This window comes from Pseudomonas sp. QC2 (genome assembly GCF_002859085.1).
GTDB classification, from domain to species: domain Bacteria; phylum Pseudomonadota; class Gammaproteobacteria; order Pseudomonadales; family Pseudomonadaceae; genus Aquipseudomonas; species Aquipseudomonas petroselini.
Window position 1 is genome coordinate 244661 of the sequence record NZ_PKKS01000024.1, and the last position, 25039, is coordinate 269699.

General features: G+C 61.8%; 20 protein-coding genes. 12 read left to right on the forward strand and 8 right to left on the reverse strand.

The features are described from left to right. Positions 1-64: 64 nt before the first annotated feature. The gene (locus tag QCBJ_RS26215) at positions 65-772 is read right to left on the reverse strand and encodes a PolC-type DNA polymerase III (protein WP_015886219.1); all 708 of its coding nucleotides are present in this window, start codon (positions 770-772) and stop codon (positions 65-67) included. Next, positions 769-2703, reverse strand: coding sequence for a putative nucleotidyltransferase substrate binding domain-containing protein (locus tag QCBJ_RS26220; RefSeq protein WP_015886218.1), 1935 nt, complete (start codon positions 2701-2703; stop codon positions 769-771). Before QCBJ_RS26220 ends, QCBJ_RS26215 begins: the two co-directional genes overlap by 4 nt. 246 nt (positions 2704-2949) lie before the next feature. On the opposite strand from QCBJ_RS26220, the gene QCBJ_RS26225 reads away from it, so the two are divergent. Next, on the forward strand, positions 2950-3396 hold the full coding sequence (locus QCBJ_RS26225; protein ID WP_043205997.1) for a response regulator: 447 nt from the start codon (positions 2950-2952) through the stop codon (positions 3394-3396). A gap of 160 nt (positions 3397-3556) precedes the next feature. On the opposite strand, the gene QCBJ_RS26230 is transcribed toward QCBJ_RS26225, so the two are convergent. Next, positions 3557-5734, reverse strand: coding sequence for a malate synthase G (locus QCBJ_RS26230; protein ID WP_015886216.1), 2178 nt, complete (start codon positions 5732-5734; stop codon positions 3557-3559). A 266-nt stretch (positions 5735-6000) separates the two neighbouring features. Between QCBJ_RS26230 and QCBJ_RS26235 the strand changes: the two genes are divergently transcribed. Continuing rightward, entirely contained in the window at positions 6001-6513 is a 513-nt protein-coding gene (locus tag QCBJ_RS26235; protein WP_046034996.1) for a glycine cleavage system protein R, read from the forward strand. Positions 6514-6736: 223 nt separating this feature from the next. On the opposite strand, the gene rarD is transcribed toward QCBJ_RS26235, so the two are convergent. From rarD to QCBJ_RS26260, 5 genes are all read right to left on the reverse strand, one after another. Further along, positions 6737-7621: an EamA family transporter RarD gene (gene rarD / locus QCBJ_RS26240; protein ID WP_015886214.1), complete on the reverse strand. Its 885-nt coding sequence runs from the start codon at positions 7619-7621 to the stop codon at positions 6737-6739. Between the two features lie 171 nt (positions 7622-7792). After that, on the reverse strand, positions 7793-8767 hold the full coding sequence (locus QCBJ_RS26245; RefSeq protein ID WP_015886213.1) for a serine/threonine protein kinase: 975 nt from the start codon (positions 8765-8767) through the stop codon (positions 7793-7795). Positions 8768-8924: 157 nt separating this feature from the next. Further along, complete coding sequence (locus QCBJ_RS26250; RefSeq protein WP_102061900.1) at positions 8925-10823, reverse strand: PhoX family phosphatase; 1899 nt, start codon at positions 10821-10823, stop codon at positions 8925-8927. Between the two features lie 79 nt (positions 10824-10902). After that, positions 10903-11667, reverse strand: a complete 765-nt coding sequence (locus tag QCBJ_RS26255; protein WP_102061901.1) for a TOBE domain-containing protein — start codon at positions 11665-11667, stop codon at positions 10903-10905. Between the two features lie 58 nt (positions 11668-11725). Further along, positions 11726-12463, reverse strand: coding sequence for a ComF family protein (locus QCBJ_RS26260; protein WP_102061902.1), 738 nt, complete (start codon positions 12461-12463; stop codon positions 11726-11728). Between the two features lie 92 nt (positions 12464-12555). On the opposite strand from QCBJ_RS26260, the gene bioB reads away from it, so the two are divergent. From bioB to QCBJ_RS26310, 10 genes are all read left to right on the forward strand, one after another. Then, entirely contained in the window at positions 12556-13611 is a 1056-nt protein-coding gene (gene bioB, locus QCBJ_RS26265) for a biotin synthase BioB (protein ID WP_046035002.1), read from the forward strand. Positions 13612-13787: 176 nt separating this feature from the next. After that, positions 13788-14969: an 8-amino-7-oxononanoate synthase gene (bioF, locus tag QCBJ_RS26270; protein WP_015886208.1), complete on the forward strand. Its 1182-nt coding sequence runs from the start codon at positions 13788-13790 to the stop codon at positions 14967-14969. After that, on the forward strand, positions 14962-15693 hold the full coding sequence (locus QCBJ_RS26275; RefSeq protein ID WP_064054242.1) for an alpha/beta fold hydrolase: 732 nt from the start codon (positions 14962-14964) through the stop codon (positions 15691-15693). The genes bioF and QCBJ_RS26275 overlap by 8 nt, the downstream gene beginning before the upstream one ends. Further along, positions 15686-16498 (forward strand): malonyl-ACP O-methyltransferase BioC, encoded by an 813-nt coding sequence (bioC, locus tag QCBJ_RS26280; protein WP_015886206.1) that lies wholly within the window; start codon positions 15686-15688, stop codon positions 16496-16498. The genes QCBJ_RS26275 and bioC overlap by 8 nt, the downstream gene beginning before the upstream one ends. Beyond that, positions 16495-17175, forward strand: a complete 681-nt coding sequence (bioD, locus tag QCBJ_RS26285; RefSeq protein WP_015886205.1) for a dethiobiotin synthase — start codon at positions 16495-16497, stop codon at positions 17173-17175. Before bioC ends, bioD begins: the two co-directional genes overlap by 4 nt. 106 nt (positions 17176-17281) lie before the next feature. Continuing rightward, positions 17282-17563, forward strand: coding sequence for a hypothetical protein (locus tag QCBJ_RS26290; protein WP_015886204.1), 282 nt, complete (start codon positions 17282-17284; stop codon positions 17561-17563). Positions 17564-17894: 331 nt separating this feature from the next. Further along, the gene (locus QCBJ_RS26295) at positions 17895-19700 is read left to right on the forward strand and encodes a phenylacyl-CoA dehydrogenase (protein WP_015886203.1); all 1806 of its coding nucleotides are present in this window, start codon (positions 17895-17897) and stop codon (positions 19698-19700) included. Between the two features lie 206 nt (positions 19701-19906). Continuing rightward, complete coding sequence (locus QCBJ_RS26300; RefSeq protein WP_043205994.1) at positions 19907-21196, forward strand: diguanylate cyclase; 1290 nt, start codon at positions 19907-19909, stop codon at positions 21194-21196. 90 nt (positions 21197-21286) lie between these two features. Beyond that, positions 21287-23056, forward strand: a complete 1770-nt coding sequence (locus tag QCBJ_RS26305) for an acyl-CoA dehydrogenase C-terminal domain-containing protein (protein ID WP_102061903.1) — start codon at positions 21287-21289, stop codon at positions 23054-23056. Between the two features lie 123 nt (positions 23057-23179). After that, positions 23180-24958, forward strand: coding sequence for an acyl-CoA dehydrogenase C-terminal domain-containing protein (locus QCBJ_RS26310; protein WP_102061904.1), 1779 nt, complete (start codon positions 23180-23182; stop codon positions 24956-24958). Positions 24959-25039: the final 81 nt, after the last annotated feature.

A 25039-nucleotide genomic window follows, 5' to 3' on the forward strand; every position in this document is an offset into this window, starting at 1 on the left:
TTTTATTGGGGTGGCTGCGCCACCCAGCGCGGGGCAAGCCCGCTCACTACAAGGATCAGCGGCGTTAGAAAGAGGGCGCGTGTTGGCGCCGTTTCCATTGGCTCAAACGCTCTTGCAACGCCTGAGGCGTGTCGATGTGTTGCGCACGCGCGCGGCTGAACAGGATGAGCATCAGCTCGGCCGTGGCCAGGGCATCGGCGCTGGCGTGATGGCGTTCGCCCACGTGCAGGTTGAAGTGGTTGATCCAGTCGTCCAGCCCCGCTTCGCGGATATGGGCTTGCGGGCATAGCAGCGGGGCGATGTCGGCCACATCCAGAAACGGATGGGCCAGGCGGTAACCCAGGCTGTCCTTGAGCGCCCGGCACAGCATGTGTTGATCGAACGGCGCATGGAAGGCCAGCAACGGGCTGTCGCCGACGAACGCCATGAAGTCCAGCAGGGCTTCAACCGGATCGCTGCCGGCGGCGATCGCACTGGGGCCGAGGCCGTGGATTAATACGCTGGGGCTGAGTTTTGTCTCGGCGCGTTGCAGTGTGCGTTCGAACAGCTGGGAGAAGTCCACCGCGCCGTCCTCGATCACCACCGCGCCGATGGACAGCACTTGGTCACGGTTGAGGTTCAGGCCGCTGGTTTCCAGGTCCAGCACGACCCAGCGTTGGCTGCGCAATGAGCCGTCGCCCAATGCTGCAGGCTTGGGCAATTGCTCCAGTCGTCGTTGTTGCGCCGCGTCGAGCCCTGGTTTTTTCTTACGCAGCCAGCCGAACAAACTCACAGCTGATACCGCAATGTCAGGCTGCTTTGCAGGCGCTGAGCCTGGCGCAGGGATTCGCGCAGGATGCGCCGATCCAGGTGGTTGAGGCTCTCCGGGTCGACACGGTTGGAGTAGGGCTGGTTCTCACGAGTCTGCAACTGATGCTGTTGCATGCGGGTTTGCTGAATAAAGTGGTAAGCCTCTTCATAGGCCGCGCCGTCCAGGGGCTCGATCACTGCCTTGACCACCAGCTGGCGCAGGCGTTCCAGGGTGTTGTTGGCGTGGATACCGTTAGCCAGGGCCAGCAAGCGCGCGCCGTCGACAAAGGGCGTGAGGCCCTGCACCTTGAGGTCGAGGGTGGCTTTCTCGCCGCCTTTACGGGTCAGCACAAATTCGCGGAAACGTCCGACGGGCGGCCGCTGGCGCAACGCGTTCTCGGCCAGCATGCGTTGGAACAATCGGTTATCCGCGACCTGATCCAGGATGCCTTGGCGCAGTTGCTCGCAGCCACGTTCATCGCCCCACACCACGCGCAGGTCGAAATAGATGCTGGAGCCCAACAGATTCTCCGGCGTCGCCTCTCGGATAAACGCCGCGAAACGCCGCGCCCATTCGGCCCGCGACAAACACAGCTCGGGGTTGCCGGCCATGATGTTGCCCTTGCACAGGCTGAACCCGCACAGCGCCAGGCTCTGGTTGATCTGCTGCGCGAGCGGCAGCAAACGCCCACGAATCTCGGCCGCTTCGGCGGCGTCCCTGGCGTCAAACAGGATGCCGTTGTCCTGGTCGGTGTACAGCGTCTGTTCACGACGGCCTTCGCTGCCAAAACACAACCAACTGAATGGAACGCCGGGGTCGCCTTTTTCGGCGAGCGTCAGCTCAATCACCCGGCACACGGTGTGATCGTTGAGCAGCGTAATGATGTGGGTGATCTGGGTGGACGATGCGCCATGGGCCAGCATGCGCTCCACCAACTGGCCGATCTCACCGCGAATCGCCACCAAATTATCCACACGCGGCGCGTTGCGGATAGTACGGGCCAGGTGCACCAGGTCCACGCGTTGCAGGGAAAACAGGTCGCGCTCGGACACCACGCCGCACAGGCGCTGGTCCTTGACCAGGCACACATGGGCGATATGCCGTTCGGTCATGGCGATCGCGGCGTCGAAGGCGCTGTGGTCCGGGGTCAAGAAGAAGGGCGCCTGGGTCATGTGGCCGTCGATGGCCTGGCTGAAGTCGCTGGCGCCATCGGCCACCACCTGGCGCAGGTCGCGCAGGGTGAAAATTCCCAGGGGGGCTTTGTGCTCATCGACGATCACGATGCTGCCCACCTGCTGCTCATGCATCAGCGTCACCGCGTCGCGCAGGGGTGTGCTTGGGCTGCACGTGACCGGATGGCGCATGGCCAATTCGCCGAGGCGGGTGTTCAAGGAGTATTGAGTGCCGAGGGTTTCCACGGCTTTTTGCTGAACCTGCTGATTGACCTGGTCCAACAGGCTGCTGACGCCACGCAGGGCAAAGTCGCGAAACGGGCTGGACAGCGCGAACAGCTTGATAAACGCCGGTTTGTTCAGCTGCAGGCAGAAGGTGTCTTCGGCGGCCTTGTGCTCGGTGCGGGTCGCCCGCTCACCCAGGAGTGCGGCCAGCGGGAAGCATTCGCCGGTGGTGATTTCGAAGGTGGTTTCAGCGGTTTCTTGATTGGCCACGGGCCGCTCACCGACGACCCGGCCCTGCTTGACGATGTAAAAGTGTTCAACCGGCCCGCCCGACGGTTTGAGGATGCTCTCACCGGGGCCATAGAATCGTAACTGGCACTGTTCCACCAAAAATGCCAGGTGGGCGTTTTCCATCTGGTTGAAGGGCGGGAAGCGTTGCAGGAACTGCAGGGTGCCGTGAATGTTCTGCAACACAGCAGTTTTCCCCGCTTGGGCGAAAGCATCAGCTTTACTCATAACAGTGACCGCAATTTTTTTGTCGTTATCGTCCTTCATGGTCGACCCCTGCGCGGCGGGTGCCCATTGGACGTAAGTCTAGGTCGCTGAAAATGCCGCAGAACTAGGGAAAAACCTTACATGACTATCGTCCAAACCCCGTAGAACACCCACTAGGCAAACTTTCCGACGAAGTGCACATTGATCGCCCTCCCGCAGATGTCTGACGAGTGTGCTGGGAGATTGATGAGAATTGCTGAGAACCGTATGTCCGATCACGATATTTTGAGCGATGCCGAGCGCGAGGCGCTGAGCGCCGTGATGCTGGAGCCTGATTTACCGCCACAACGCGTATTGATTGTTGACGACGACAAGGATGCGCGTGAACTGCTGGCGGAGATCCTGGGGCTGGACGGTATTCGCTGCATGACCGCTGAGAATGGTGAGGCGGCGTGGGATTTGTTGAAGTCCAGCAGCTCTATCGGTTTGCTGATCACCGACCTGCGCATGGCGCCCAGCAATGGCTTGGAACTGATCCGCCAGGTGCGTGAATCCCCGCGTGCGGCGTTGCCGATCATCATCATGTCGGGGGACGCGGAAGCGCCGGATGTGATCGATGCGATGCATTTGAGCGTGGTGGACTTTCTGCTCAAGCCGATTGATAGCGCGAAGTTGGCGAAGATGGTCAAGCGAGAGTTGGGGATGGCGTCCTGATTCTGCGGTGTATATAGCGGCCTCATCGGGGGCAAGCCCCCTCCCACATGTTTGCTGCGCCGCCTATTAGTTGTGGGAGGGGGCTTGCCCCCGATAGCGCCAGTTCAGCCACCACAACCCCAAAGAAAAAGCCCCGATCTCTCGATCAGGGCTTTTTCATTTACAGGCCGTTTTTAGCCTTGAACTCCCGACGCCGACGGTGCAACACCGGCTCGGTATACCCGTTAGGCTGCTGGGTACCTTCAATCACCAACTCCACCGCTGCCTGGAACGCGATGTTGCTGTCAAAATCCGGTGCCAGCGGGCGATACAGCGGGTCCCCGGCATTCTGACGGTCCACCACCGGCGCCATGCGCTTGAGGCTTTCCATGACCTGGGCTTCGTTGACGATGCCGTGGCGCAGCCAGTTGGCGATGTGCTGGCTGGAAATGCGCAGGGTGGCGCGGTCTTCCATCAGGCCGACGTCGTTGATGTCCGGTACTTTCGAACAGCCGACGCCCTGGTCGATCCAGCGTACGACATAGCCGAGGATGCCCTGGGCGTTGTTGTCCAGCTCGTTGCGGATCTCTTCGTCGGACCAATCGGTGTTGCTGGCCAGAGGAATGGTCAGGATGTCGTCCACCGAGGCGCGCTCGCGCTTGGCCAGTTCGGCCTGGCGGGCGAATACATCAACCTTGTGGTAATGCAACGCGTGCAGTGCGGCGGCGGTTGGCGACGGTACCCAGGCGGTGTTGGCACCGGCCAATGGGTGGGCGATTTTCTGCTCGAGCATCGCCGCCATCAGGTCGGGCATGGCCCACATGCCTTTACCGATTTGCGCACGACCTTGCAGGCCGGTGCTCAAGCCGATATCAACGTTCCAGTTCTCATACGCACCGATCCATTTTTCCGCCTTCATGGCGGCCTTGCGCACCATCGCGCCGGCTTCCATGGAGGTGTGGATCTCGTCGCCCGTACGGTCAAGGAAACCGGTGTTGATAAACACCACGCGCTCGCTGGCGGCCTTGATGCAGGCCTTGAGGTTGACCGTGGTGCGGCGCTCCTCGTCCATGATCCCGACTTTGAGGGTGTTGCGCGGCAGGTTCAGCACGTCTTCGATACGGCCGAACAGCTCGTTGGTGAACGCCGCTTCTTCCGGGCCGTGCATCTTCGGTTTAACGATGTACACAGAACCGGTGCGGCTGTTCTTGCGGCTGCTGTTGCCGTTAAGGCTGTGGATCGCGGCCAGGCTGGTGAGCAGGCCGTCGAGGATGCCTTCGGGGACTTCGTTGCCGTCTTTGTCGAGGATCGCGTCAATGGTCATCAGATGACCCACGTTGCGCACGAACAGCAGCGAACGGCCATGCAGCGTCACGTCCTGGCCATCCACGCCGGTATAAACGCGGTCGGCGTTCATGGTGCGGGTGAAGGTCTTGCCACCCTTGGCCACTTCTTCGGCCAAGTCGCCCTTCATCAGGCCGAGCCAATTGCGGTAGATCACCACTTTGTCATCGGCATCCACGGCGGCGACGGAGTCTTCGCAGTCCATGATGGTGGTCAGCGCGGCTTCCATCAGCACGTCTTTGACGCCGGCTGCGTCGGTCTGGCCGACCGGGGTGCTGGCGTCGATCTGGATTTCGAAGTGCAGGCCGTTGTGTTTCAACAGGATTGCAATCGGCTCGGCCGCAGGGCCTTGGAAACCGATCAATTGCGCATCGTCGCGCAGGCCGCTGTTACTGCCGCCTTTGAGGCTGACAATCAGCGTGCCATCGACGATCTTGTAGCCGGTCGACTCAGCGTGGCTGCCGGCGCTCAGTGGTGCGGCTTCATCGAGGAAGGCGCGGGCGAAGGCGATCACCTTGTCGCCCCGCACCTTGTTGTAGCCCTTGCCCTTTTCGGCGCCGCCGGCTTCGCTGATGGCGTCGGTGCCATACAGCGCGTCATACAGTGAACCCCAGCGCGCATTCGAGGCGTTGAGGGCGAAGCGGGCGTTCATCACCGGCACCACCAGCTGAGGGCCGGCCATGCGGGCGATTTCGTCATCGACGTTTTGGGTCGTGGCCTGGAAGTCTGCGGCTTCTGGCAGCAGGTATCCGATGTCTTGCAGGAAGGCCTTGTAGGCCACCGGGTCGTGCGCTTTACCGGCGTGAGTCTGGTGCCAGGTATCGATCCGCGCCTGGAAATCGTCGCGCTTGGCGAGTAGGGCTTTGTTCTTCGGTGCCAGGTCGTGGATGACCTTGTCGGCACCGGCCCAGAACTGGTCGGCAGTGATGCCGGTACCGGGAATGGCTTCGTTGTTCACGAAGTCGAACAGGACTTTGGCGACCTGCAGGCCACCGACTTGAACGTGTTCAGTCATTGCTTGCCTCACTCTGCGGAGCTTATGCGCTTTTTCAGATTTCATTATGTAGTGCACGGTTGGGCATACTACATGATGACTTGCGGTTGTGAAAATTAGACTAAATACGTCGATTAGCGACCCACTTTGGTCGTACGGTCACAGCGGAGAACCGGATGTTCTCAAAAAACTATTGGATTGTTCCAGATAAATATAAAAATGGTACACGATTTGTTATCAAGGGCCTTCGGGTCCACCTTGTAGGTTGAATTCCAGAGGGCTTTGCCATGGACCATCTTGTACTCACAATTATCGCCGCCGACAAACCCGGCCTGGTTGAACGTATTGCGCAGAACATTGCCGCCCACGGTGGCAATTGGCTGGAAAGCCGCATGGCCCATATGGCCGGGCAGTTTGCCGGGATCCTGCGGGTCAGCGTGCCTGCCGAGCAGCGTCAGGCATTGGTGGGCGCGCTGGAGGATTTAGCCACACATGGCATTCGTGTGTTAGTGGGCGAGGGCAGTAGCGGGCAAGCCTCGGCCTCTAAATCGATCATGATGACGCTGGTCGGCAATGACCGTTCGGGCATCGTTCGCGAGATCACGGCGCTGCTGAGCAAGCAGGGCGTGAACCTTGAGAGCCTGAGCACGGATGTACGCCCGGCGCCCATGAGCGGTGATCCGCTGTTTACCGCCGAGGCGCTGCTGCAGGTGCCGACAGCGTTATCCCTGGATACCTTACAACTGTCCCTTGAAACCTTGGCCGATGACTTGATGGTGGAGCTGCACCACGAGGAATAATCTACCCACAGGGTTATGCATGGAAATCTTGCATGGGCCTGTGGATAACCTGTAGAGACCCGGCGCCAGGCCACGCCGGCCGGGCCTCTTCGTCAGCTGAGCAAAAAACGAGCAGTTTCAAGGGCTTGTGCACAAATGGCGGGGATCAGGCTGTGGATAACCTTGGGGTGGATGTCTGCAAGCCATGACCGCTGTGGCTTGCAGAGAATTGTGCGTTTTTTGATCAGCGTTTGCGCACGCTCAACCAGATATCCACGCTGTACACCACCAGGCCCGCCCAAATGAACGCGAAGGCGGTCAACGTGCTCGGCGCCAGGTGTTCACCGAACAGCAGCACGGCTTCCAGCAGCACCAGGGTCGGCGCCACATATTGCAAGAAGCCCAGGGCGGTGTAGGGCAAGTGCCGTGCGGCGGCGTTGAAACATACCAGCGGGATCAGCGTCACCGGGCCTGCGGCCACCAGCCACCACGCCTCGGACGTACTCCAGAACACCATCTGAGCACTGTGGGCCGAGGGGTTGAACAGCAACCATGCCACGGCAATCGGCACCAGCATCCAGGTTTCTACCACCAGCCCCGGCAGCGCTTTCACCGGTGCCTGCTTGCGAATCAGCCCGTAGAAGCCAAAGGTCAGCGCCAACACCAGCGACACCCAGGGCAGGCTGCCCACTTGCCACACCTGTTGTGCCACACCCACTGCGGCCAGCCCAACGGCAACCCACTGCAGACGACGCAGGCGTTCGCCCAGGATCAGCATGCCCAACACCACATTCACCAAGGGGTTGATGTAGTAACCCAGGCTGGCTTCCAGCATGCGCCCGCTGTTGACCGACCACACATAGGTCAGCCAGTTACCCGCGATCAACGAACCACTGAGTGCCAGGATCGCCAGGCGTTTGGGGTTGTCGCGCAGTTCGCGGAACCAGCCTGGGTGCTTCCAGACCATCAACAGCAACGCGCCGAACAGTGCCGACCACAGCACGCGATGCACGATGATCTCGGCGGCGGGTACGCTGGCGATGGCTTTGAAGTAGAGCGGGAACAGACCCCAGATGACATAGGCGCTCAGGCCCAGGATGTAGCCCTTGCGGGGGTTGGCGGCTTGCATTGCAGAATCCTTGCTTAGGCAGCTAACAAAGCGCGATTGTAAGGATATTTGTCCGGCGATGGGATGTGCTTTCTGTGGGAGCCGGGCTTGCCCGCGATAGCATCGCCTCGGTACTCCTGCAAAACCGAGGCGCTTGCATCGCGGGCAAGCCCGGCTCCCACAGAGAAGCTGTCAGAACAGTTTCAGGGGTTCTTCATTGAGCGCCGAGAGTTGCTCGCGCAGCGCCAGCACCTGGTCACCCCAATAGCGCTCGCTGCCGAACCACGGGAAGCTGTGGGGGAACGCCGGGTCATCCCAGCGTCGTGCGAGCCAGGCGCTGTAATGCATCAGCCGCAAGGCGCGCAGGGGTTCGATCAACGCCAGTTCACGTGGGTCGAAATCGTGGAATTCCTGATAGCCGTCCATCAATTCCGACAGCTGGCCCAGGCATTCCTGACGATCTCCGGCGAGCATCATCCACAGGTCCTGCACCGCCGGGCCCATGCGGCAGTCATCCAGGTCGACGATGTGGAACATCTCGTCGCGGCACATCATGTTGCCGGGGTGGCAATCGCCGTGCATGCGGATGTTCTTGTGCGGCGTGGCCTTGTACACCTCTTCCACACGCTTGAGCAGGTCGCGGGCCACGGACTCGTAGGCCGGCAACAGGCTCTTGGGGATGAAGTTGCCTTCCAGCAGGGTGTTGAGGGAGTCGTGACCGAAATTCTTAACGCCCAAGGCTTCACGGTGTTCAAACGGGCGGGTGGAACCCACCGCATGCAAACGGCCGAGCAATTGGCCAAGGCGATACAGTTGATCGAGATTACCCGGCTCCGGCGCACGGCCGCCGCGGCGTGGGAACAGGGTGAAACGGAAACCGGCATGTTCGAACAGGCTTTCGCCGTTATGGATCATCGGGGCGACCACTGGCACGTCGCATTCGGCCAGCTCGAAGGTGAAGCGATGCTCTTCAAGGATCGCTTCGTTGGTCCAGCGCTGCGGGCGGTAGAACTTGGCGATCAGCGGTTCCGAATCTTCGATGCCCACTTGATAGACGCGGTTTTCGTAGCTGTTCAGCGCCAGAACGCGAGCATCGCTGAGGAAACCGATGCTTTCGACAGCGTCGAGCACCAGGTCGGGGGTGAGTGTTTCAAACGGGTGGGCCATGCGAACTCCTGCGCGCAGCAGAGCGCCGCGTCCGGCCGGGTATGGTAACGCACCGAGGTCGAGATAGGGGGCGACTGTGCCATTGCTATCGGGAGCAAGCCCCCTCCCACAGTGGACTGCGTACTGTGGGAGGGGGCTTGCCCTCGATCAGGCCCTGTCAGGCGCCGACGATCCCACCATCATCCCGGCGAATCGCGATCACCGACGACCGCGGCTTGCCGTTCGGCAGATGCTCCGGCCAGGTCGAGCCACCGGTTTCGCCTGGGTGCTGGATGCCCACAAACAGCGTCTTCTGATCCGGCGAGAAGCTGATGCCTGTCACTTCACAGGCCACCGGCCCGACCATGAAGCGGCGGATCTCCCCGGTGGAGGGGTCCGCACACAGCATCTGGTTATTGCCCATCCCCGCGAAGTCACCGGCGTTGCTGTAGTCGCCATCCGTAAGAATCCACAAGCGCCCGGCCTTATCGAAGCCCAACCCATCGGGGCTGTTGAACATGTTCTGTGGGTTGATGTTCGACGAACCGCCCTTCGGCGTGCCGGCGTGAACGCCAGGGTTGCCGGCCACCACAAACAGGTCCCAGCTGAATTCGCTGGCGCCGTGGTTATCGGCGTCGGCCTTCCAGCGCAGGATCTGGCCGTAGACGTTTTTCTCACGCGGGTTGGGGCCGCCCACCGGCTGGCCGTCTTCACCGCGCTTGGCGTTGTTGGTGAGGGTGCAATAGACCTGACCATCAGTGGGGCTGACCACGATCCATTCCGGGCGGTCCATGCGCGTGGCTTTCACCACGCTGGCGGCCAGGCGCGCATGGATCAGCACTTCGGCTTGGCTGGCGAAACCGGTGCTGGCGTCGATGCCGTTTTTGCCGTGCGTCAGCTCGACCCACTGGCCCTTGCCCTTGGGATGGTCGGCGTTGCCGTCGCCCGCATCGAAGATCGCTACGTACAAGGTGCCGTGGTCGAGCAGGTCTTTGTTGGCTTTGGGGTTCTTGTGGTTGATCTTGTCGCGGCTGACGAACTTGTAGATGAACTCGCCGCGTTCGTCGTCGCCCATGTACACCACGGCGCGGCCGTCACGGGTTTCGGCCAGGGCAGCGTTTTCGTGTTTGAAGCGGCCCAGGGCGGTGCGTTTGACCGGGGTGGATTGCGGATCGAACGGGTCGATTTCCACCACCCAGCCATGACGATTCAGTTCGTTGGGGTTCTTGGCGATGTCGAAGCGTGGGTCGTGCGGGTGCCAGTTGATGTCTTTGCTGGCCGCCACCACGCCATAGCGTTTCTGCCCGGCGTCGAACGTCTGTTGTGGGTTACTGCTGCCGAAGCAGTCGGTGAAGTTCTCTTCGCAGGTCAGATAAGTGCCCCACGGCGTCTTGCCGTTGGCGCAGTTCTGGAAGGTGCCGAGGGCGTTCTTGCCGGTTTTGTCGGCGCTGGTCTTCAGCCAGGCGTGGCCGGCGGCGGGGCCGCTGAGGCGGATCGGCGAGTTGCCGTGGATGCGTCGGTTATAGCGCGAGTCCTGCACGAACTGCCAGGTGTCGCCCTTGCGCCGTACTTCGATCACCGAGACGCCCTCGCTGGCCTGGGCCTTGCGCACGTCTTCGGCCGATTGCGGCGCGCCGCCGTGGGCGAAGAGGTAACGGTAATTGGTGTATTCGTTGTTGATCGCCATCAGCGCGCGGTTATCGTCGCCGGGGAAGGCGAACAGGCTCATGCCGTCGTTGTTGTCACCGAACTGCTGTTCCTGGGCCTTGGCCGTGCCGTTACCGGACGGGTCGAAGGCCGGCGCGCTCCTGCTCAGTGGCTGGCCCCAGCTGATCAGCACCGACGCGCTGTAGCCCGGCGGCAAGGTGATGGTGTCGCGGGTGGCGGCGGCGATGCTGGTAAAGCCCAGCAACGGGCTGGCGCTGGCGGCGTTGACGGCGAGGGCGCTGCGCGTCAGCAGGTTGCCACCGAGGAACATCGCGGCACCGCACAAGGCACCGGCGCCGATGAAGCGGCGGCGGGTCAGGCCGACCATCTGTTCAAGGTCGGTGGCTTGGTTTTCTTCTAATAGGCTCATCTCAGGCTCCCTGCGGTTTTTGCAGACACCTTAAGGAGCGGGCGTGACGAAATTGTTGCAGTTTGAATACCGGTAGCCGCTAAACCGGCGTGCCGAGCAGCACATTGTTCGGCGCGAATTGCACGTGGATTGCCTGGCCCTCGGTGGCGCCGATGGCGATGAGCGCGCCGGGCTGCGCCAGGGCGCATAAAACCTGGCCGTTGGGCAGGGCGATGCGGACTTCGCTGGGGCCGTCGTCGGCGTCGAGAATGGCGTCGACGCTGCCGCTCATGCAATTGTGTCCAGGTGTTGCAGAGTCGCTGGGAGCCAGCAATTCCAACCAGCCGGCCTTGATCAGCGCGACCACTTCCACGCCGGTTTCCAGTTCCAGCCGCTGCGTGCTGTCGTGGGTGATCTGCGCCTCCAGGGTTAGCCCGCCCGCCAGCTGCAGGCGGATCAGGTCGTTACGGCCATGCGGCTCGATGGCGATGACTTGGCCGTGCAGTTGGTTACGCGCACTGGTGCGCAGCATCAAGCGACCGAGCAGGTTGAAGTCGCTGGCGGCTTCGTCCGAGCCCAGCACTTCGGCCTGCAACACTTGCAGGCGCTGGTAAAGACGCAACACGCGTTCACCTTCGGCCGTCAGCTTGGCGCCGCCACCGCCTTTGCCGCCGACGCTGCGCGCCACCAAGGGTTTTTGCGCCAGGTTGTTCAGCTCGTCGATGGCATCCCACGCCGCCTTGTAACTGAGGCCTGCACTTTTCGCCGCGCGGGTGATGGAACCTTGCTCGGCGATATGCGCCAGCAAGGCAATGCGCTGGGGGCGACGGATGATGTGTTGGCTGAGGGACGCTGGCAGAGACATGTGGATGCGCTTCGATGTGATGAGCCGAACGTTGCGGGCAAGGTGCGCCGGAGTCAAGTCAGCTGCCCGGTTTGGGTGTGCGGGCCAGGCAGTACACATCGACCTGTCGTGCGCCAGCATTGATCAATAACCGCGCCAGGCTGTGGGCGGTGGCACCGGTGGTGAGCACATCGTCGACCAAGGCAAAGTGCCGGCCCTGCACCTGGGCGCCAGGCGCCAGGGCGAAGGCGCCGAGCAGGTTGCGCTTGCGAGTCTTGGCGTCCAGGGCTTGTTGGGCGACGGTTTCATGGGGACGTAACAACAGGTGTTCATCGTAGGCAATGTTCAAGTCGCTGCTGAGCCAGCGCGCCAGCATCAACGCCTGGTTATAGCCGCGTTCGCGCAGGCGCTTGCGGGCCATGGGCACCGGTAACAGGCAGTCGGGGCGCGTCAGTTCGCTGTTGTCGAGGCGGTGTTGCAGATGCTGCGCTAAAAGCCGGGCGAGCATCTGCCCGAGAGGCCAGCGCGCCTGGTGCTTGAAGCGGCTGATCAAGCTGTCGATGGGAAAGCAGTAGGTCCAGGGCGCGGTCACCTGTTTAAAGGCGGGTGGTTGTTTCTGGCATTGGCCGCAGATCAGACCTTCCATTGGCAAGGGCAGGGCGCACACATCGCAGTGCTCCATCAGCCAGGGCAGCTCTGTTTCGCAGGCGTTGCACACACAATGGGCTGATTCCGTCGCCTCATCACAGACCAAACAGGATTGTATGTTTTTTAGCCAGATGTAAACCTGGTGTTTGTGCTTGAGTTGACAGTGCATGAATCTTCCTTAAATATGCCGAGCATCCGTGTCGTGCCTGTGGGTATTGCCCTTCCCACAGCGCTTGCCAAAGCATAATCAAGGAATCGCCCATGAGCGCCAGCACCACCGCCACCTTGCGTCACGATTGGTCCCTCGCCGAAGTCAAAGCGCTGTTCGTGCAGCCCTTCAATGACCTGCTGTTCCAGGCGCAGACCGTGCACCGCGCGCATTTCGACGCCAACCGTGTGCAAGTGTCGACGCTGCTCTCGATCAAAACCGGCGCCTGTCCGGAAGATTGCAAATATTGTCCGCAGTCGGGCCACTACAACACCGGTCTGGAAAAAGAGAAGCTGATGGAGGTGCAGAAGGTCCTCGAAGAGGCCGCCCGCGCCAAAGCCATCGGGTCGACCCGCTTCTGCATGGGCGCCGCCTGGAAGCACCCGTCGGCCAAAGACATGCCCTACGTGCTGCAGATGGTCAAAGGCGTAAAAGCCATGGGCCTGGAAACCTGCATGACGCTCGGCCGTCTCGACCAGGACCAGACCGAAGCCCTGGCCCAGGCCGGCCTCGACTACTACAACCACAACCTCGATACCTCGCCGGAGTTCTACGGCAGCATCATCACCACCCGCACCTACGGCGAGCGCTTGCAAACCCTGGCCTACGTGCGTGATTCGGGGATGAAGATCTGCTCCGGCGGCATCCTCGGCATGGGCGAGTCCCTCGACGACCGCGCCAACCTGCTGATCCAGCTGGCTAACCTGCCGGAGCATCCGGAATCGGTGCCGATCAACATGCTGGTGAAAGTCGCCGGTACGCCGCTGGAAAACGCCGAGGACATCGACCCGTTCGACTTCATCCGCATGCTCGCCGTGGCGCGCATCCTGATGCCGCAGTCCCACGTACGGCTGTCGGCTGGCCGTGAAGCGATGAACGAGCAGATGCAGGCCCTGGCGTTTTTTGCCGGTGCCAACTCGATTTTCTACGGCGACAAGTTGCTGACGACCGCCAACCCGCAGGCCGACAAGGACATGCAACTGTTCTCGCGCCTGGGCATCCTGCCGGAAGCGCGCGAAGAGCACGCCGATGAGGTGCATCAGGCGGCGATCGAACAGGCGTTGGTGGAGCAGAAGAGCAGCGAGCAGTTTTACAACGCCGCCGTTTGATTGAAATGCCACCCCACTGTGGGAAATGACGTGTTTGGGAGGGGGCTTGCCCCCGATGACGATGGGTCAGTCGACACCTCCATCAACTGACAGATTGCAATCGGGGGCAAGCCCCCGCCCACATCCGCTCCCTGCCCCATTCTTTAGCGCGTACATCCTGCTTAACCGAGGCCTGCATGTCTTTCGATCTCGCCGCGCGCCTCGCTGCCCGCCGTGCCGAACACCTTTATCGCCAACGCCCGCTGCTGGACAGCCCCCAAGGCCCGGAAGTGGTGGTGGACGGCCAGCCATTGCTGGCGTTCTGCAACAACGATTACCTCGGCCTGGCCAATCACCCGCAAGTGATCGAAGCCTGGCGCGCCGGTGCGTCCCGTTGGGGCGTGGGCGGCGGCGCTTCGCACTTGGTGGTCGGGCATGCCACGCCGCACCATGAGCTGGAAGAAGCCCTGGCGGACCTTACCGGTCGCCCGCGCGCGTTGCTGTTTACCACCGGCTACATGGCCAACCTCGGCGCAGTCACGGCGTTGGTGGGGCAGGGCGATACGGTGCTGGAAGACCGTCTCAACCATGCCTCGCTGCTGGATGCGGGCCTGCTCTCCGGTGCGCGTTTCAACCGTTACTTGCACAACGATGCTGACAGCCTGGCCAAGCGCCTGGAGAAAGCCACCGGCAATACCTTGGTGGTCACCGATGGCGTGTTCAGCATGGACGGCGACCTGGCAGACCTGCCCGCACTCGCCCGTGAAACCAAGGCCAAAGGTGCATGGTTGATGGTGGATGACGCTCACGGCTTCGGCCCGTTGGGCGCCAACGGCGGCGGGATCGTCGAGCATTTCGGCCTGAGCCAGGACGACGTGCCGGTGCTGGTCGGCACCCTCGGCAAGGCGTTCGGCACGGCGGGGGCCTTTGTAGCCGGCAGTGAAGACCTGATCGAAAGCCTGATCCAGTTCGCCCGCCCGTACATCTACACCACCAGCCAACCGCCCGCCCTGGCGTGCGCCACCTTGAAAAGCCTGGAACTGTTGCGCACCGAACATTGGCGGCGCGAGCACCTCAATGGGTTGATCCGCCAGTTTCGCTCGGGCGCCGAGCAGCTTGGCCTGGACCTGATGGACAGCTTCACGCCGATCCAACCGATCCTGATCGGCGACAGCGCCAAGGCCGTGCGCCTGTCGCAGATGCTGCGCGAGCGCGGCCTGATGGTGACGGCGATCCGCCCACCCACCGTGCCCGCCGGCAGCGCGCGTTTACGCGTGACACTGACGGCGGCCCACAGCGCGGCGCAGGTGCAGCTATTGTTAAATGCGTTGGAAGCGTGTTTTCGCCTGTTAGGCAGTTCGGAGCCCGACCATGCGTGATCGATTGGTATTGCTGCCCGGCTGGGGCCTCGGCGTATCGCCGCTGGAACCGTTGGCCGCCGCCTTGCAAGGTCTGGACGCGCACCTGCAGGTGCATATCGAGCCGTTGCCGGCGTTGGGTTCCAGCGACCTGAATGAGTGGCTCGATGAACTCGACGCCACCTTGCCGGATAACGCCTGGCTGGGCGGTTGGTCCCTGGGTGGCATGCTGGCGTCGGAGCTGGCGGCGCGGCGCGGCGAACGCTGCTGCGGGCTGCTGACCTTGGCGAGCAACCCGTGTTTTGTCGCCCACGACGGTTGGCCGAGCGCGATGCCCGCCGAGACATTCGACGCGTTTCTCGCCGGCTGCCATGCCGACTCCCAAGTCACCCTCAAACGTTTCGGCCTGTTGTGCGCCAAGGGCGCCGAGGACCCACGCGGGCTGTCGCGGCTGCTGGTCAGCGGTGCACCGAATACGCCGTCGAGCGTATTGATGCCTGGGCTTGAACTGCTCGCCCAACTCGACACCCGCGAGGCCTTGCTGGCCTATCGCGGCCCGCAGTTGCACCTGTTCGCCGGGCTGGACGGGTTGGTGCCCGCCGAAGCCGCCAGCGACCTGTTGGCGCTGCTGCCCGATGTTGAAATCGGCCTGATTGAACAGGCCGGTCACGCTTTTCTTCTGGAAGACCCCCACGGTGTGGCGGGGGCGATCCAGGCTTTTTTGCATGAGTACGTCGATGACTGATTTATCCCACGCCCCGCTGCCGGGTGCCTTGCCGGACAAGCGCCAGGTGGCGGCCTCCTTTTCCCGTGCAGCCGCCAGCTACGACAGCGTTGCTGAGTTGCAGCGGGCGGTGGGCAGCCAGTTGCTGGCGCGCTTGCCGGGGGGCACCGCGCCACAACGCTGGCTGGACATGGGCTGCGGCACCGGGTATTTCAGCCGCATGCTGGCCGAACGGTTACCCGCCAGCCAAGGCATCGCGCTGGATATTGCTGAGGGCATGCTTAACCACGCCCGCCCGTTGGGGGGCGCGCATCACTTCATCGCGGGGGATGCCGAACGCTTGCCGCTCAAGGCTGAAAGCCTGGGGCTGATCTTCTCCAGCCTCGCGGTGCAATGGTGTGCGAACTTCGAGGCGGTACTCAGCGAGGCCTATCGCGTGTTGCAGCCGGGCGGTGTACTGGCGTTCGCCAGTCTGTGCGTGGGCACCCTGGAAGAGCTGCGCGAAAGCTGGCGCGCAGCGGATGGCCTGGTGCACGTCAATCGCTTTCGCACCTTCGAGGCTTATCAGCAACTGTGCGCGGCCAGCGGCCTGCGACTGGTCAGCCTGGAGCGCCGTCCCCATGTGCTGCATTACCCGGATGTACGCAGCCTGACCCACGAATTGAAGGCGTTGGGCGCGCATAACCTCAACCCCGGCCGGCCGGGAGGGTTGACGGGGCGCGCGCGGATTGTTGCACTGGTGCAAGCGTATGAGCGGTTCCGCCAGGCCCAAGGCCTGCCGGCGACTTACCAAGTGGTGTATGCCGTGCTGGAGAAACCTCTATGAGTGCCGCTTACTTCATCACCGGTACCGACACCGATGTCGGCAAGACCACCATCGCCGCGGGGCTGTTGCATGCGGCGCGGCAAGCCGGCAAAAGCACCGCCGCCGGCAAACCGGTGGCGTCCGGCTGCCAGGTCACGCCCAAAGGCTTGCGCAACGCCGATGCCCTGGCGCTGCTGGCCGAGTGCTCATTGCCGCTGACCTATGCCGAGGTCAACCCGGTGGCATTTGAGCCGGCCATCGCGCCTCATCTGGCAGCGCGGGAGGCGGGTGTCTCGCTCACGGTGCAATCCTTGCTCAAGCCGATGCAGCAGATTCTGGCAAGGCAAGCGGATTTCACCTTGATCGAGGGCGCAGGCGGCTGGCGCGTGCCGTTGGCTGATCAGGACAATCTGTCGGACCTGGCCATGGCGCTCAAATTGCCGGTGATCCTGGTGGTGGGCGTGCGCCTGGGGTGCATCAGCCATGCCTTGCTCACCGCCGAGGCCATCGCCCGGGACGGTTTGCCGCTGGCGGGTTGGGTGGCGAATATCATCGACCCCAAGACCTCTCGTCTGGAAGAGAACCTCGCCACCCTGGCCGAGCGGCTGCCTGCGCCGTGCCTGGGGCGTGTGCCCAAACTCAAGCACGCCGGGGCCGAAGCGGTTGCTGAATACTTGCAGTTGGACCTGCTTGACTGATTTTGGCTATCGCAAAGGCATTATGCCATTAGTGTTTTTGACGGGCCCTCTGCCGGGATATCTGCTTCAATTCAACTTCACGATTCTCTAAAGGCAGGTTTACGCCATGGACATCTCTGGCAGCAGCGCGTTTTACTCGGGCCTGAGCACCATTCAGACCGGGCAGAGCCGTGTCGACCAGGCCGCCGGCAAGATCGCCAGCGCCGCGACTACCCAGCCGTCGGATGCGCAAGTTGACCGTCTGCGCGCCAACGACCGTGCACAGCCTTCCAACTCGGCCAGCAACATGGTCGAAATGGCCCAAGGCAAATTTCAGGTGGAATTGGGTGTGAAAGTCGCCAAGGCCTCGGATGAAATGCTCGGCACGTTGATCGACACCTACGCCTGATCTGCTGGCGCTAAAAAATGTGGGAGGGGGCTTGCCCCCGATAGTGATGGATCAGCCAACGTGTGTATGGCTGACACAGCGTTATCGGGGGAAGCCCCCTCCCACATTTTTTATGTGTGTCGTACTTCTGCACTTCTACACTCCCGCAGTCTTGTGGCGTCTTGCCGCAAGCGTTGCCGTGCGCGCCGTTGATCCGCGTCATGACAAACGGCGTCCGGACGACGCTTGACATCCCCAGGTGGTAAACGTATGTTTCAAACACCTGTTTGACCGCCACAGCACAATTCCAAGCGGTTGTTCATTCCAGATACATCAGCAGAGGTTTATCGCTATGCCTGACTACAAGGCCCCCTTGCGTGATATTCGCTTCGTTCGTGACGAACTGCTTGGCTATGAAGCGCACTATCAGAGCCTGCCGGCTTGCCAGGACGCTACCCCGGACATGGTTGACGCCATCCTTGAAGAAGGCGCCAAGTTTTGTGAGCAAGTGCTGGCACCGCTGAACCGCGTGGGCGACATCGAAGGGTGTACCTGGAGTGAGTCGGGCGTTAAAACCCCAACGGGTTTTAAAGAAGCCTACAAACAATTCGTCGAAGGCGGCTGGCCAAGCCTGGCCCACGACGTGGAGCACGGCGGCCAAGGCCTGCCCGAATCCCTGGGTCTGGCAGTCAGTGAAATGGTCGGCGCCGCCAACTGGTCGTGGGGCATGTACCCGGGCCTGTCCCACGGTGCGATGAACACCATTTCCGAGCACGGTACCCCTGAGCAGCAAACCGCTTACCTGACCAAACTGGTGTCGGGTGAATGGACCGGCACCATGTGCCTGACCGAGCCACACTGCGGCACCGACCTGGGCATGTTGCGCACTAAGGCTGAGCCTCAGGCAGACGGTTCCTACAAAGTCTCCGGCACCAAGATCTTCATCTCGGCCGGTGAACACGACATGGCCGACAACATCGTCCACATCGTACTGGCCCGCCTGCCGGACGCACCGGCCGGCACCAAAGGCATTTCGCTGTTTATCGTGCCGAAGTTCCTGCCGAACGCCGATGGCTCGATCGGTGAGCGCAACGCGGTGACCTGTGGTTCCCTGGAACACAAGATGGGCATCCACGGTAACGCCACCTGCGTGATGAACTTCGACGCGGCCACCGGTTTCCTGATCGGCCCGGCGAACAAAGGCCTGAACTGCATGTTCACCTTTATGAACACCGCTCGCCTGGGCACCGCGCTGCAAGGCCTGTCCCACGCCGAGATCGGCTTCCAGGGCGGCCTGAAATATGCGCGTGATCGCCTGCAAATGCGCTCCCTGACCGGCCCGAAAGCACCGGACAAAGCCGCTGACCCGATCATCGTGCACCCCGACGTGCGCCGCATGCTGCTGACCATGAAAGCCTTCGCCGAAGGCAACCGTGCGATGGTGTACTTCACCGCCAAGCAAGTGGACATCGTCAAATACGGCACCGACGACGAAGCCAAGAAACACGCCGATGGCCTGCTGGCCTTCATGACCCCGATCGCCAAGGCGTTCATGACCGAAGTCGGCTTTGAATCGGCCAACCACGGCGTGCAGATCTACGGCGGCCACGGCTTTATCGCCGAGTGGGGCATGGAGCAGAACGTTCGCGACAGCCGCATTTCGATGCTGTACGAAGGCACCACCGGCATCCAGGCCCTGGACCTGCTGGGCCGTAAAGTGCTGATGACGCAAGGCGAAGCGCTCAAGGGCTTCACCAAGATCGTGCACAAGTTCTGCCAGGCCAACGAAGGTAACGAAGCCGTCAAAGAGTTCGTTACACCGCTGGCGGCACTGAACAAAGAGTGGGGCGAGTTGACCATGAAGGTCGGCATGGCCGCGATGAAAGACCGCGAAGAAGTCGGTGCCGCTTCGGTGGACTACCTGATGTACTCCGGTTACGCCTGCCTGGCTTACTTCTGGGCCGACATGGCGCGCCTGGCAGCCGAAAAACTGGCGGCCGGCACTACCGAAGAGGCGTTCTACACCGCCAAGCTGCAGACCGCGCGCTTCTACTTCCAGCGCATCCTGCCGCGTACCCGCACTCACGTGGCCACCATGCTGTCGGGCGCCAACAACCTGATGGACATGAAAGAAGAAGACTTCGGCCTGGCTTACTAAGCCTTACCGGGTTCACTTCCTAAGCCGCCGCTCCTTCCCGGAACGGCGGCTTTTTTGTGGGCGATAAAAAACCGCAGTACAGCGCTCAGGGATTGCCGCCCGCTGCCGTTACAGTGATGGCAATGTGATACATGCTCGGCAGGTTGTGCTTAACTGTCTGCATAAAGGCACAGTGCCATCATTTTTTGCGGGTCGGAGTTTTACCCTTGTCGCGCGTGTCCGCTGTACGGTTCAGTCACTTTTTACCTTCGTTGCTGCTCTTGCTGGCTGGGCTTTCGGCTGCGTACGTCAAGGACCTCAACGTCTTCTTCACCTCGCTGTTCAATGTGTTGCCGACCTTGGTGCTGTTGCTCGGCGGTTCGTACTGCGCGGTGTACCGCCGTCAGCGTGAACTGTTCCTGATGATCACGGTGTACATCGCCTACTTCCTGCTCGATACCCAGACTGACTTCTATCGCGACAACGGTCGCGTGCGCGAAGACGCGGCCGTCGTGTTTCACTTGTGCTGCCTGCTGCTGCCGTTGTTGTTCAGCATCTACGCGCTGTGGCAGGAGAAGACGCACCTGTTCCGTGACTTCGTCGCGCGTGGCGCGGTGTTGCTGGCGATCGGCAGCGTGGCCTTGGCGCTCGAGCAGAGTTATCCCCAGGCGGTGCTGAACTGGTTGGCGGAGATTCGCTGGCCGGCGCTGCATGGCAGTTGGATGAGCCTGATCCAACTGTCGTACCCGATGTTCCTGATCGGCTTCCTGACCCTGGCGGCGCAGTACTGGTATCAGCCGCGCCCGCTGCATGCGGCGCAACTGGTGGGGCTGCTGGGCCTGTTCTGGATGTTGCCGCAGACATTCATCCTGCCGTTTACCCTGAACATCATGTGCAGCCAGGTGATGCTGATGATCGCCGCCGGTGTGGCCCATGAGGCTTATCAAATGGCCTTCCGCGATGAGCTGACCGGCTTGCCGGGGCGACGCGCGCTGAACGAGCGCATGCAGCGCCTGGGGCGCAACTATGTGTTGGCAATGAGCGACGTCGACCACTTCAAGCGCTTCAACGATACCCACGGCCACGACGTTGGCGACCAAGTGCTGCGGCTGGTGGCGAGCAAGCTGTCCAAGGTCAACGGCGGCGGGCGCGCCTACCGCTATGGCGGTGAAGAGTTTGCCGTGGTGTTCGCCGGCAAGACGGTGGAAGAATGCTTGCCGCACCTGGAAGAGATCCGCGAGATCATCGCCGATTACGACATCAAGCTGCGCAACTCGGACCGTCCTAACGACGACCAACAGGGCCGCCAGCGTCGCTCGGGCAGCGGCGCCTCGAGTGTTTCGGTGACCATCAGCATCGGCGTGGCCGAACGTCAGGCCGAGCAGCGCACGCCGGAGGAGGTGCTCAAATCCGCCGACCAGGCGCTGTACGCCGCCAAGGGCGCCGGGCGTAACTGCGTGGTGGCGGCCGGGCAAACCCGGCGTGGCGCGGTGCGCATGGAGAGCGCTGCCGGTTGAGTGATGGCGGTGTATTCAGCGGTTCTACAGTGATTGTCCGCGGCAGTGGCTGGCAGTAGGTTGAAACCATCTGCTGACGGAGACATTGCCATGCCTGAGTACAAAGCTCCCCTTCGCGACATGCGCTTTCTGATCGACAACGTGTTTGATTTCCACGGCCACTACGCGGCATTGGGCGCGACCGATGCCAGCCCGGACATGGTCGGCGCGATCCTCGAAGAAGGCGCGAAATTCTGCGAGAACGTGCTCGCGCCGCTCAACCGCAGCGGCGATGAAGAGGGCTGCCATTTCGACAATGGCGTCGTCACCACACCCAAGGGTTTCAAGGAAGCCTTCGCCCAATACGTTGAAGGCGGCTGGCACGGCGTGGCAGCGGACCCGGCCTACGGTGGCCAGGGACTGCCGCAGTCATTGGGCCTGGTGCTCAGCGAGATGATCGGCTCCAGCAACACCTCCTGGGGCATGTACCCAGGGTTAACCCACGGCGCGATGTCGGCGATCCATGCCCATGGCACTGCCGAGCAAAAAGACACCTTCCTGAGCAAACTCACCGCGGGCGAGTGGACCGGCACCATGTGCCTCACCGAAGCCCACTGCGGCACCGACCTGGGCCTGATCAAGACCCGCGCCGTGCCCCAGGCGGACGGCAGCTACGCGGTCACCGGCAGCAAGATATTCATCTCGGCCGGCGAACACGACATGAGCGCCAATATCATCCACCTGGTGCTGGCCAAACTGCCGGATGCGCCGGCGGGCACCAAGGGCATTTCGCTGTTTATCGTGCCCAAGTTCCATGCCGATTCCGGTGAGCGCAATGCGGTGCACTGCGGCTCCATCGAACACAAGATGGGCATCAAGGGGTCGGCGACTTGCGTACTGAACTTCGATGGCGCCAAGGGCTTCCTGATCGGCGAGGCGAACAAAGGCCTCAACTGCATGTTTACCATGATGAACCATGCGCGCCTGGGCACCGGTATGCAGGGCCTGTGCAATGGCGAGGCAAGCTTCCAGGGCGCGATCAAATACGCCAACGACCGCTTGCAAATGCGCTCGCTGACCGGCGCCAAGGCCCCGGAAAAGGCCGCCGACCCGATCATCGTGCACCCCGATGTGCGCCGCATGTTGCTGACCATGAAAGCCTTCAACGAAGGCAACCGCGCGCTGACCTACTTCACCGCGCAATTGCTCGATACGGCGCACCTGAGCAGCGACGCCACTCAACGCCAGGACGCCGAAGACCTGCTGGCGTTCCTCACGCCCATCTGCAAAGCCTTTATGACCGACACGGGGCTGGAGGTGACCAACCACGGCATGCAGGTCTTCGGCGGCCACGGTTACATCCGCGAATGGGGTATGGAACAACTGGCACGCGATGCGCGGATTGCGCCGATCTATGAAGGCACCAACGGCATCCAGGCCCTCGACCTGCTCGGACGCAAGGTCTTGGGCAGCCAGGGCAAGTTGCTGCGTGGGTTTACCAGGATCGTGCATAAGTTCTGCGGGGCGAATGCCGAGCACCCGCAGCTCAGGGCTTATGTGGCGCAGCTTAATCAACTGAACGGGGAGTGGGGCGAGCTGACCACCCAAGTCGGCATGGCCGCGATGAAGAACCCCGATGAAGTGGGCGCGGCGGCTGTGGATTACTTGATGTACAGCGGTTACGTCATTCTCGCCTACCTTTGGCTGCGCATGGCAATCGCCGCCCTTGAGCAACAGGACACCGACTTCGCCAAGGCCAAGCTGGCGACATGCGACTTCTACTTCAAACGTCTGCTGCCGCGTACCGCCTCCCACCGTGTTGCAGTGCAAGCGGGCAGCGAATGCCTGATGAGTCTGCCTGCGGAGGCCTTTGCGCTGTGATGACTTAAAAATACCAATCAGTCACAAGTGGACCCTATGTGTCTGAAAAGTTGTTCGGGTACACTCTGAGCCTGTAAAACCGACTCTCACCGAATCACTTTTCACGTTCTCACGAGGTTTGCCATGGCTGATTACAAAGCGCCGCTGCGTGATATGCGCTTCGTCCTCAACGAAGTCTTTGAGGTCGCCACCACTTGGGCCCAATTGCCGGCATTGGCAGACACCGTTGACGCCGAAACCGTAGAGGCCATCCTCGAAGAAGCCGGCAAGGTCACCGCCAAATCCATCGCCCCGCTCAGCCGCGGTGGCGATGAACAAGGTTGCCGTTGGGACAACACGGCAGTGTTCACCCCGGACGGTTTTCCACAGGCCTACAAAACCTACGCCGAAGGCGGCTGGGTGGGTGTGGGCGGTGATCCTGCCTTTGGCGGCATGGGCATGCCCAAGGCCGTGTCGGCCCAGGTCGAAGAGATGATCAACTCGTCGAGCCTGGCGTTTGGCCTGTATCCGATGCTGACGTCCGGCGCCTGCGTGTCGATCAACACCCACGCCAGCGAAGACCTCAAGGCCACCTACCTGCCGAAGATGTATTCCGGTGAATGGGCCGGTTCCATGTGCCTGACCGAGGCGCATGCCGGGACGGATCTGGGGATTATTCGGACCAAGGCCGAGCCACAGGCGGACGGTTCCTACAAAGTCAGCGGCACCAAGATCTTTATCACCGGGGGTGAACATGACCTCACCGAAAACATCATCCACTTGGTACTGGCCAAGCTGCCGGACGCGCCGGCGGGTCCGAAGGGCATCTCGCTGTTCCTGGTGCCGAAGTTCATGGTGAACGCCGACGGCAGCCTGGGCGAACGTAACACGGTGAGCTGTGGTTCCATCGAGCACAAGATGGGGATCCAGGCGTCGGCGACCTGTGTGATGAACTTCGACGAAGCCGTGGGTTACTTGGTCGGCGAGCCGAACCGTGGTCTGGCGGCGATGTTTACCATGATGAACTACGAGCGTCTGGGTGTGGGTATCCAGGGCCTGGCGTCCGGCGAGCGTTCCTACCAGAACGCGATTGAATACGCGCGCGACCGCGTGCAAAGCCGTGCACCCACCGGCGCCCAGGCCAAGGACAAGGTGGCCGACCCGATCATCGTGCACCCGGACGTGCGTCGCATGCTGCTGACCATGAAGGCCTCGAACGAAGGCGGCCGGGCGTTCTCCACCTACGTGGCGACGCAACTGGACATCGCCAAGTTCAGTGAAGATGCTGTTGCCCGCGAGCGTGCGGATAACCTGGTGGCATTGCTGACGCCGGTGGCCAAGGCGTTCTTGAGCGACCTGGGCCTGGAAACCACCGTGCTGGGCCAACAAGTGTTTGGCGGCCATGGCTACATTCGCGAGTGGGGCCAGGAGCAGCTGGTGCGGGATGTGCGCATCACCCAGATCTACGAAGGCACCAACGGTATCCAGGCGCTGGACCTGATGGGGCGCAAGATCGTTGGCAGTGGCGGGGCGTTCTACACCTTGTTTGCCGATGAGATCCGCGCGTTCATCGCCTCGGGGGGGCCCGAGCTGGCTGAGTTCACCAAACCGCTGGGCGTGGCGGTGGATAACCTGGATGAGTTGACCGCCTGGGTGCTGGACCGCGCCAAGACCAACCCGAATGAAGTCGGCGCGGCGTCGGTGGAGTACCTGCACGCCTTCGGCTACATGGCGTATGCCTATATGTGGGCACGCATGGCCAAGGCCGCGCTGGGCAAGGAGTTGGAAGAAGACTTCTACGCCAGCAAGCTCGGCACCGCGCGTTTCTACTTTGCCCGCCTATTGCCACGTATTCATTCGCTGAGTGCGTCGGTAAAAGCCGGTAGCGAATCATTATTTTTGCTGGATGAAGCCCTGTTCTAAGGGCTTGGAGGGCGTGTAAGCATTCTCTTACATGACGTGCTGCTATTCGTCCTCTATCGCCAGATTGGATCCACCGATAAT

Bases quoted from the DNA above. Each gene is read 5' to 3' on its own strand.
- QCBJ_RS26310 (WP_102061904.1), top strand. From the start codon at position 23,180: ATGGCTGATTACAAAGCGCCGCTGCGTGATATGCGCTTCGTCCTCAAC.
- QCBJ_RS26225 (WP_043205997.1), top strand. From the start codon at position 2,950: ATGTCCGATCACGATATTTTGAGCGATGCCGAGCGCGAGGCGCTGAGC.
- bioB (WP_046035002.1), top strand. From the start codon at position 12,556: ATGAGCGCCAGCACCACCGCCACCTTGCGTCACGATTGGTCCCTCGCC.
- QCBJ_RS26245 (WP_015886213.1), bottom strand. From the start codon at position 8,767: ATGGCCCACCCGTTTGAAACACTCACCCCCGACCTGGTGCTCGACGCT.
- bioF (WP_015886208.1), top strand. From the start codon at position 13,788: ATGTCTTTCGATCTCGCCGCGCGCCTCGCTGCCCGCCGTGCCGAACAC.
- bioC (WP_015886206.1), top strand. From the start codon at position 15,686: ATGACTGATTTATCCCACGCCCCGCTGCCGGGTGCCTTGCCGGACAAG.
- rarD (WP_015886214.1), bottom strand. From the start codon at position 7,621: ATGCAAGCCGCCAACCCCCGCAAGGGCTACATCCTGGGCCTGAGCGCC.
- QCBJ_RS26250 (WP_102061900.1), bottom strand. From the start codon at position 10,823: ATGAGCCTATTAGAAGAAAACCAAGCCACCGACCTTGAACAGATGGTC.
- QCBJ_RS26305 (WP_102061903.1), top strand. From the start codon at position 21,287: ATGCCTGAGTACAAAGCTCCCCTTCGCGACATGCGCTTTCTGATCGAC.
- QCBJ_RS26275 (WP_064054242.1), top strand. From the start codon at position 14,962: ATGCGTGATCGATTGGTATTGCTGCCCGGCTGGGGCCTCGGCGTATCG.
- QCBJ_RS26255 (WP_102061901.1), bottom strand. From the start codon at position 11,667: ATGTCTCTGCCAGCGTCCCTCAGCCAACACATCATCCGTCGCCCCCAG.
- QCBJ_RS26290 (WP_015886204.1), top strand. From the start codon at position 17,282: ATGGACATCTCTGGCAGCAGCGCGTTTTACTCGGGCCTGAGCACCATT.
- QCBJ_RS26220 (WP_015886218.1), bottom strand. From the start codon at position 2,703: ATGAGTAAAGCTGATGCTTTCGCCCAAGCGGGGAAAACTGCTGTGTTG.
- QCBJ_RS26235 (WP_046034996.1), top strand. From the start codon at position 6,001: ATGGACCATCTTGTACTCACAATTATCGCCGCCGACAAACCCGGCCTG.
- QCBJ_RS26230 (WP_015886216.1), bottom strand. From the start codon at position 5,734: ATGACTGAACACGTTCAAGTCGGTGGCCTGCAGGTCGCCAAAGTCCTG.
- QCBJ_RS26295 (WP_015886203.1), top strand. From the start codon at position 17,895: ATGCCTGACTACAAGGCCCCCTTGCGTGATATTCGCTTCGTTCGTGAC.
- QCBJ_RS26260 (WP_102061902.1), bottom strand. From the start codon at position 12,463: ATGCACTGTCAACTCAAGCACAAACACCAGGTTTACATCTGGCTAAAA.
- bioD (WP_015886205.1), top strand. From the start codon at position 16,495: ATGAGTGCCGCTTACTTCATCACCGGTACCGACACCGATGTCGGCAAG.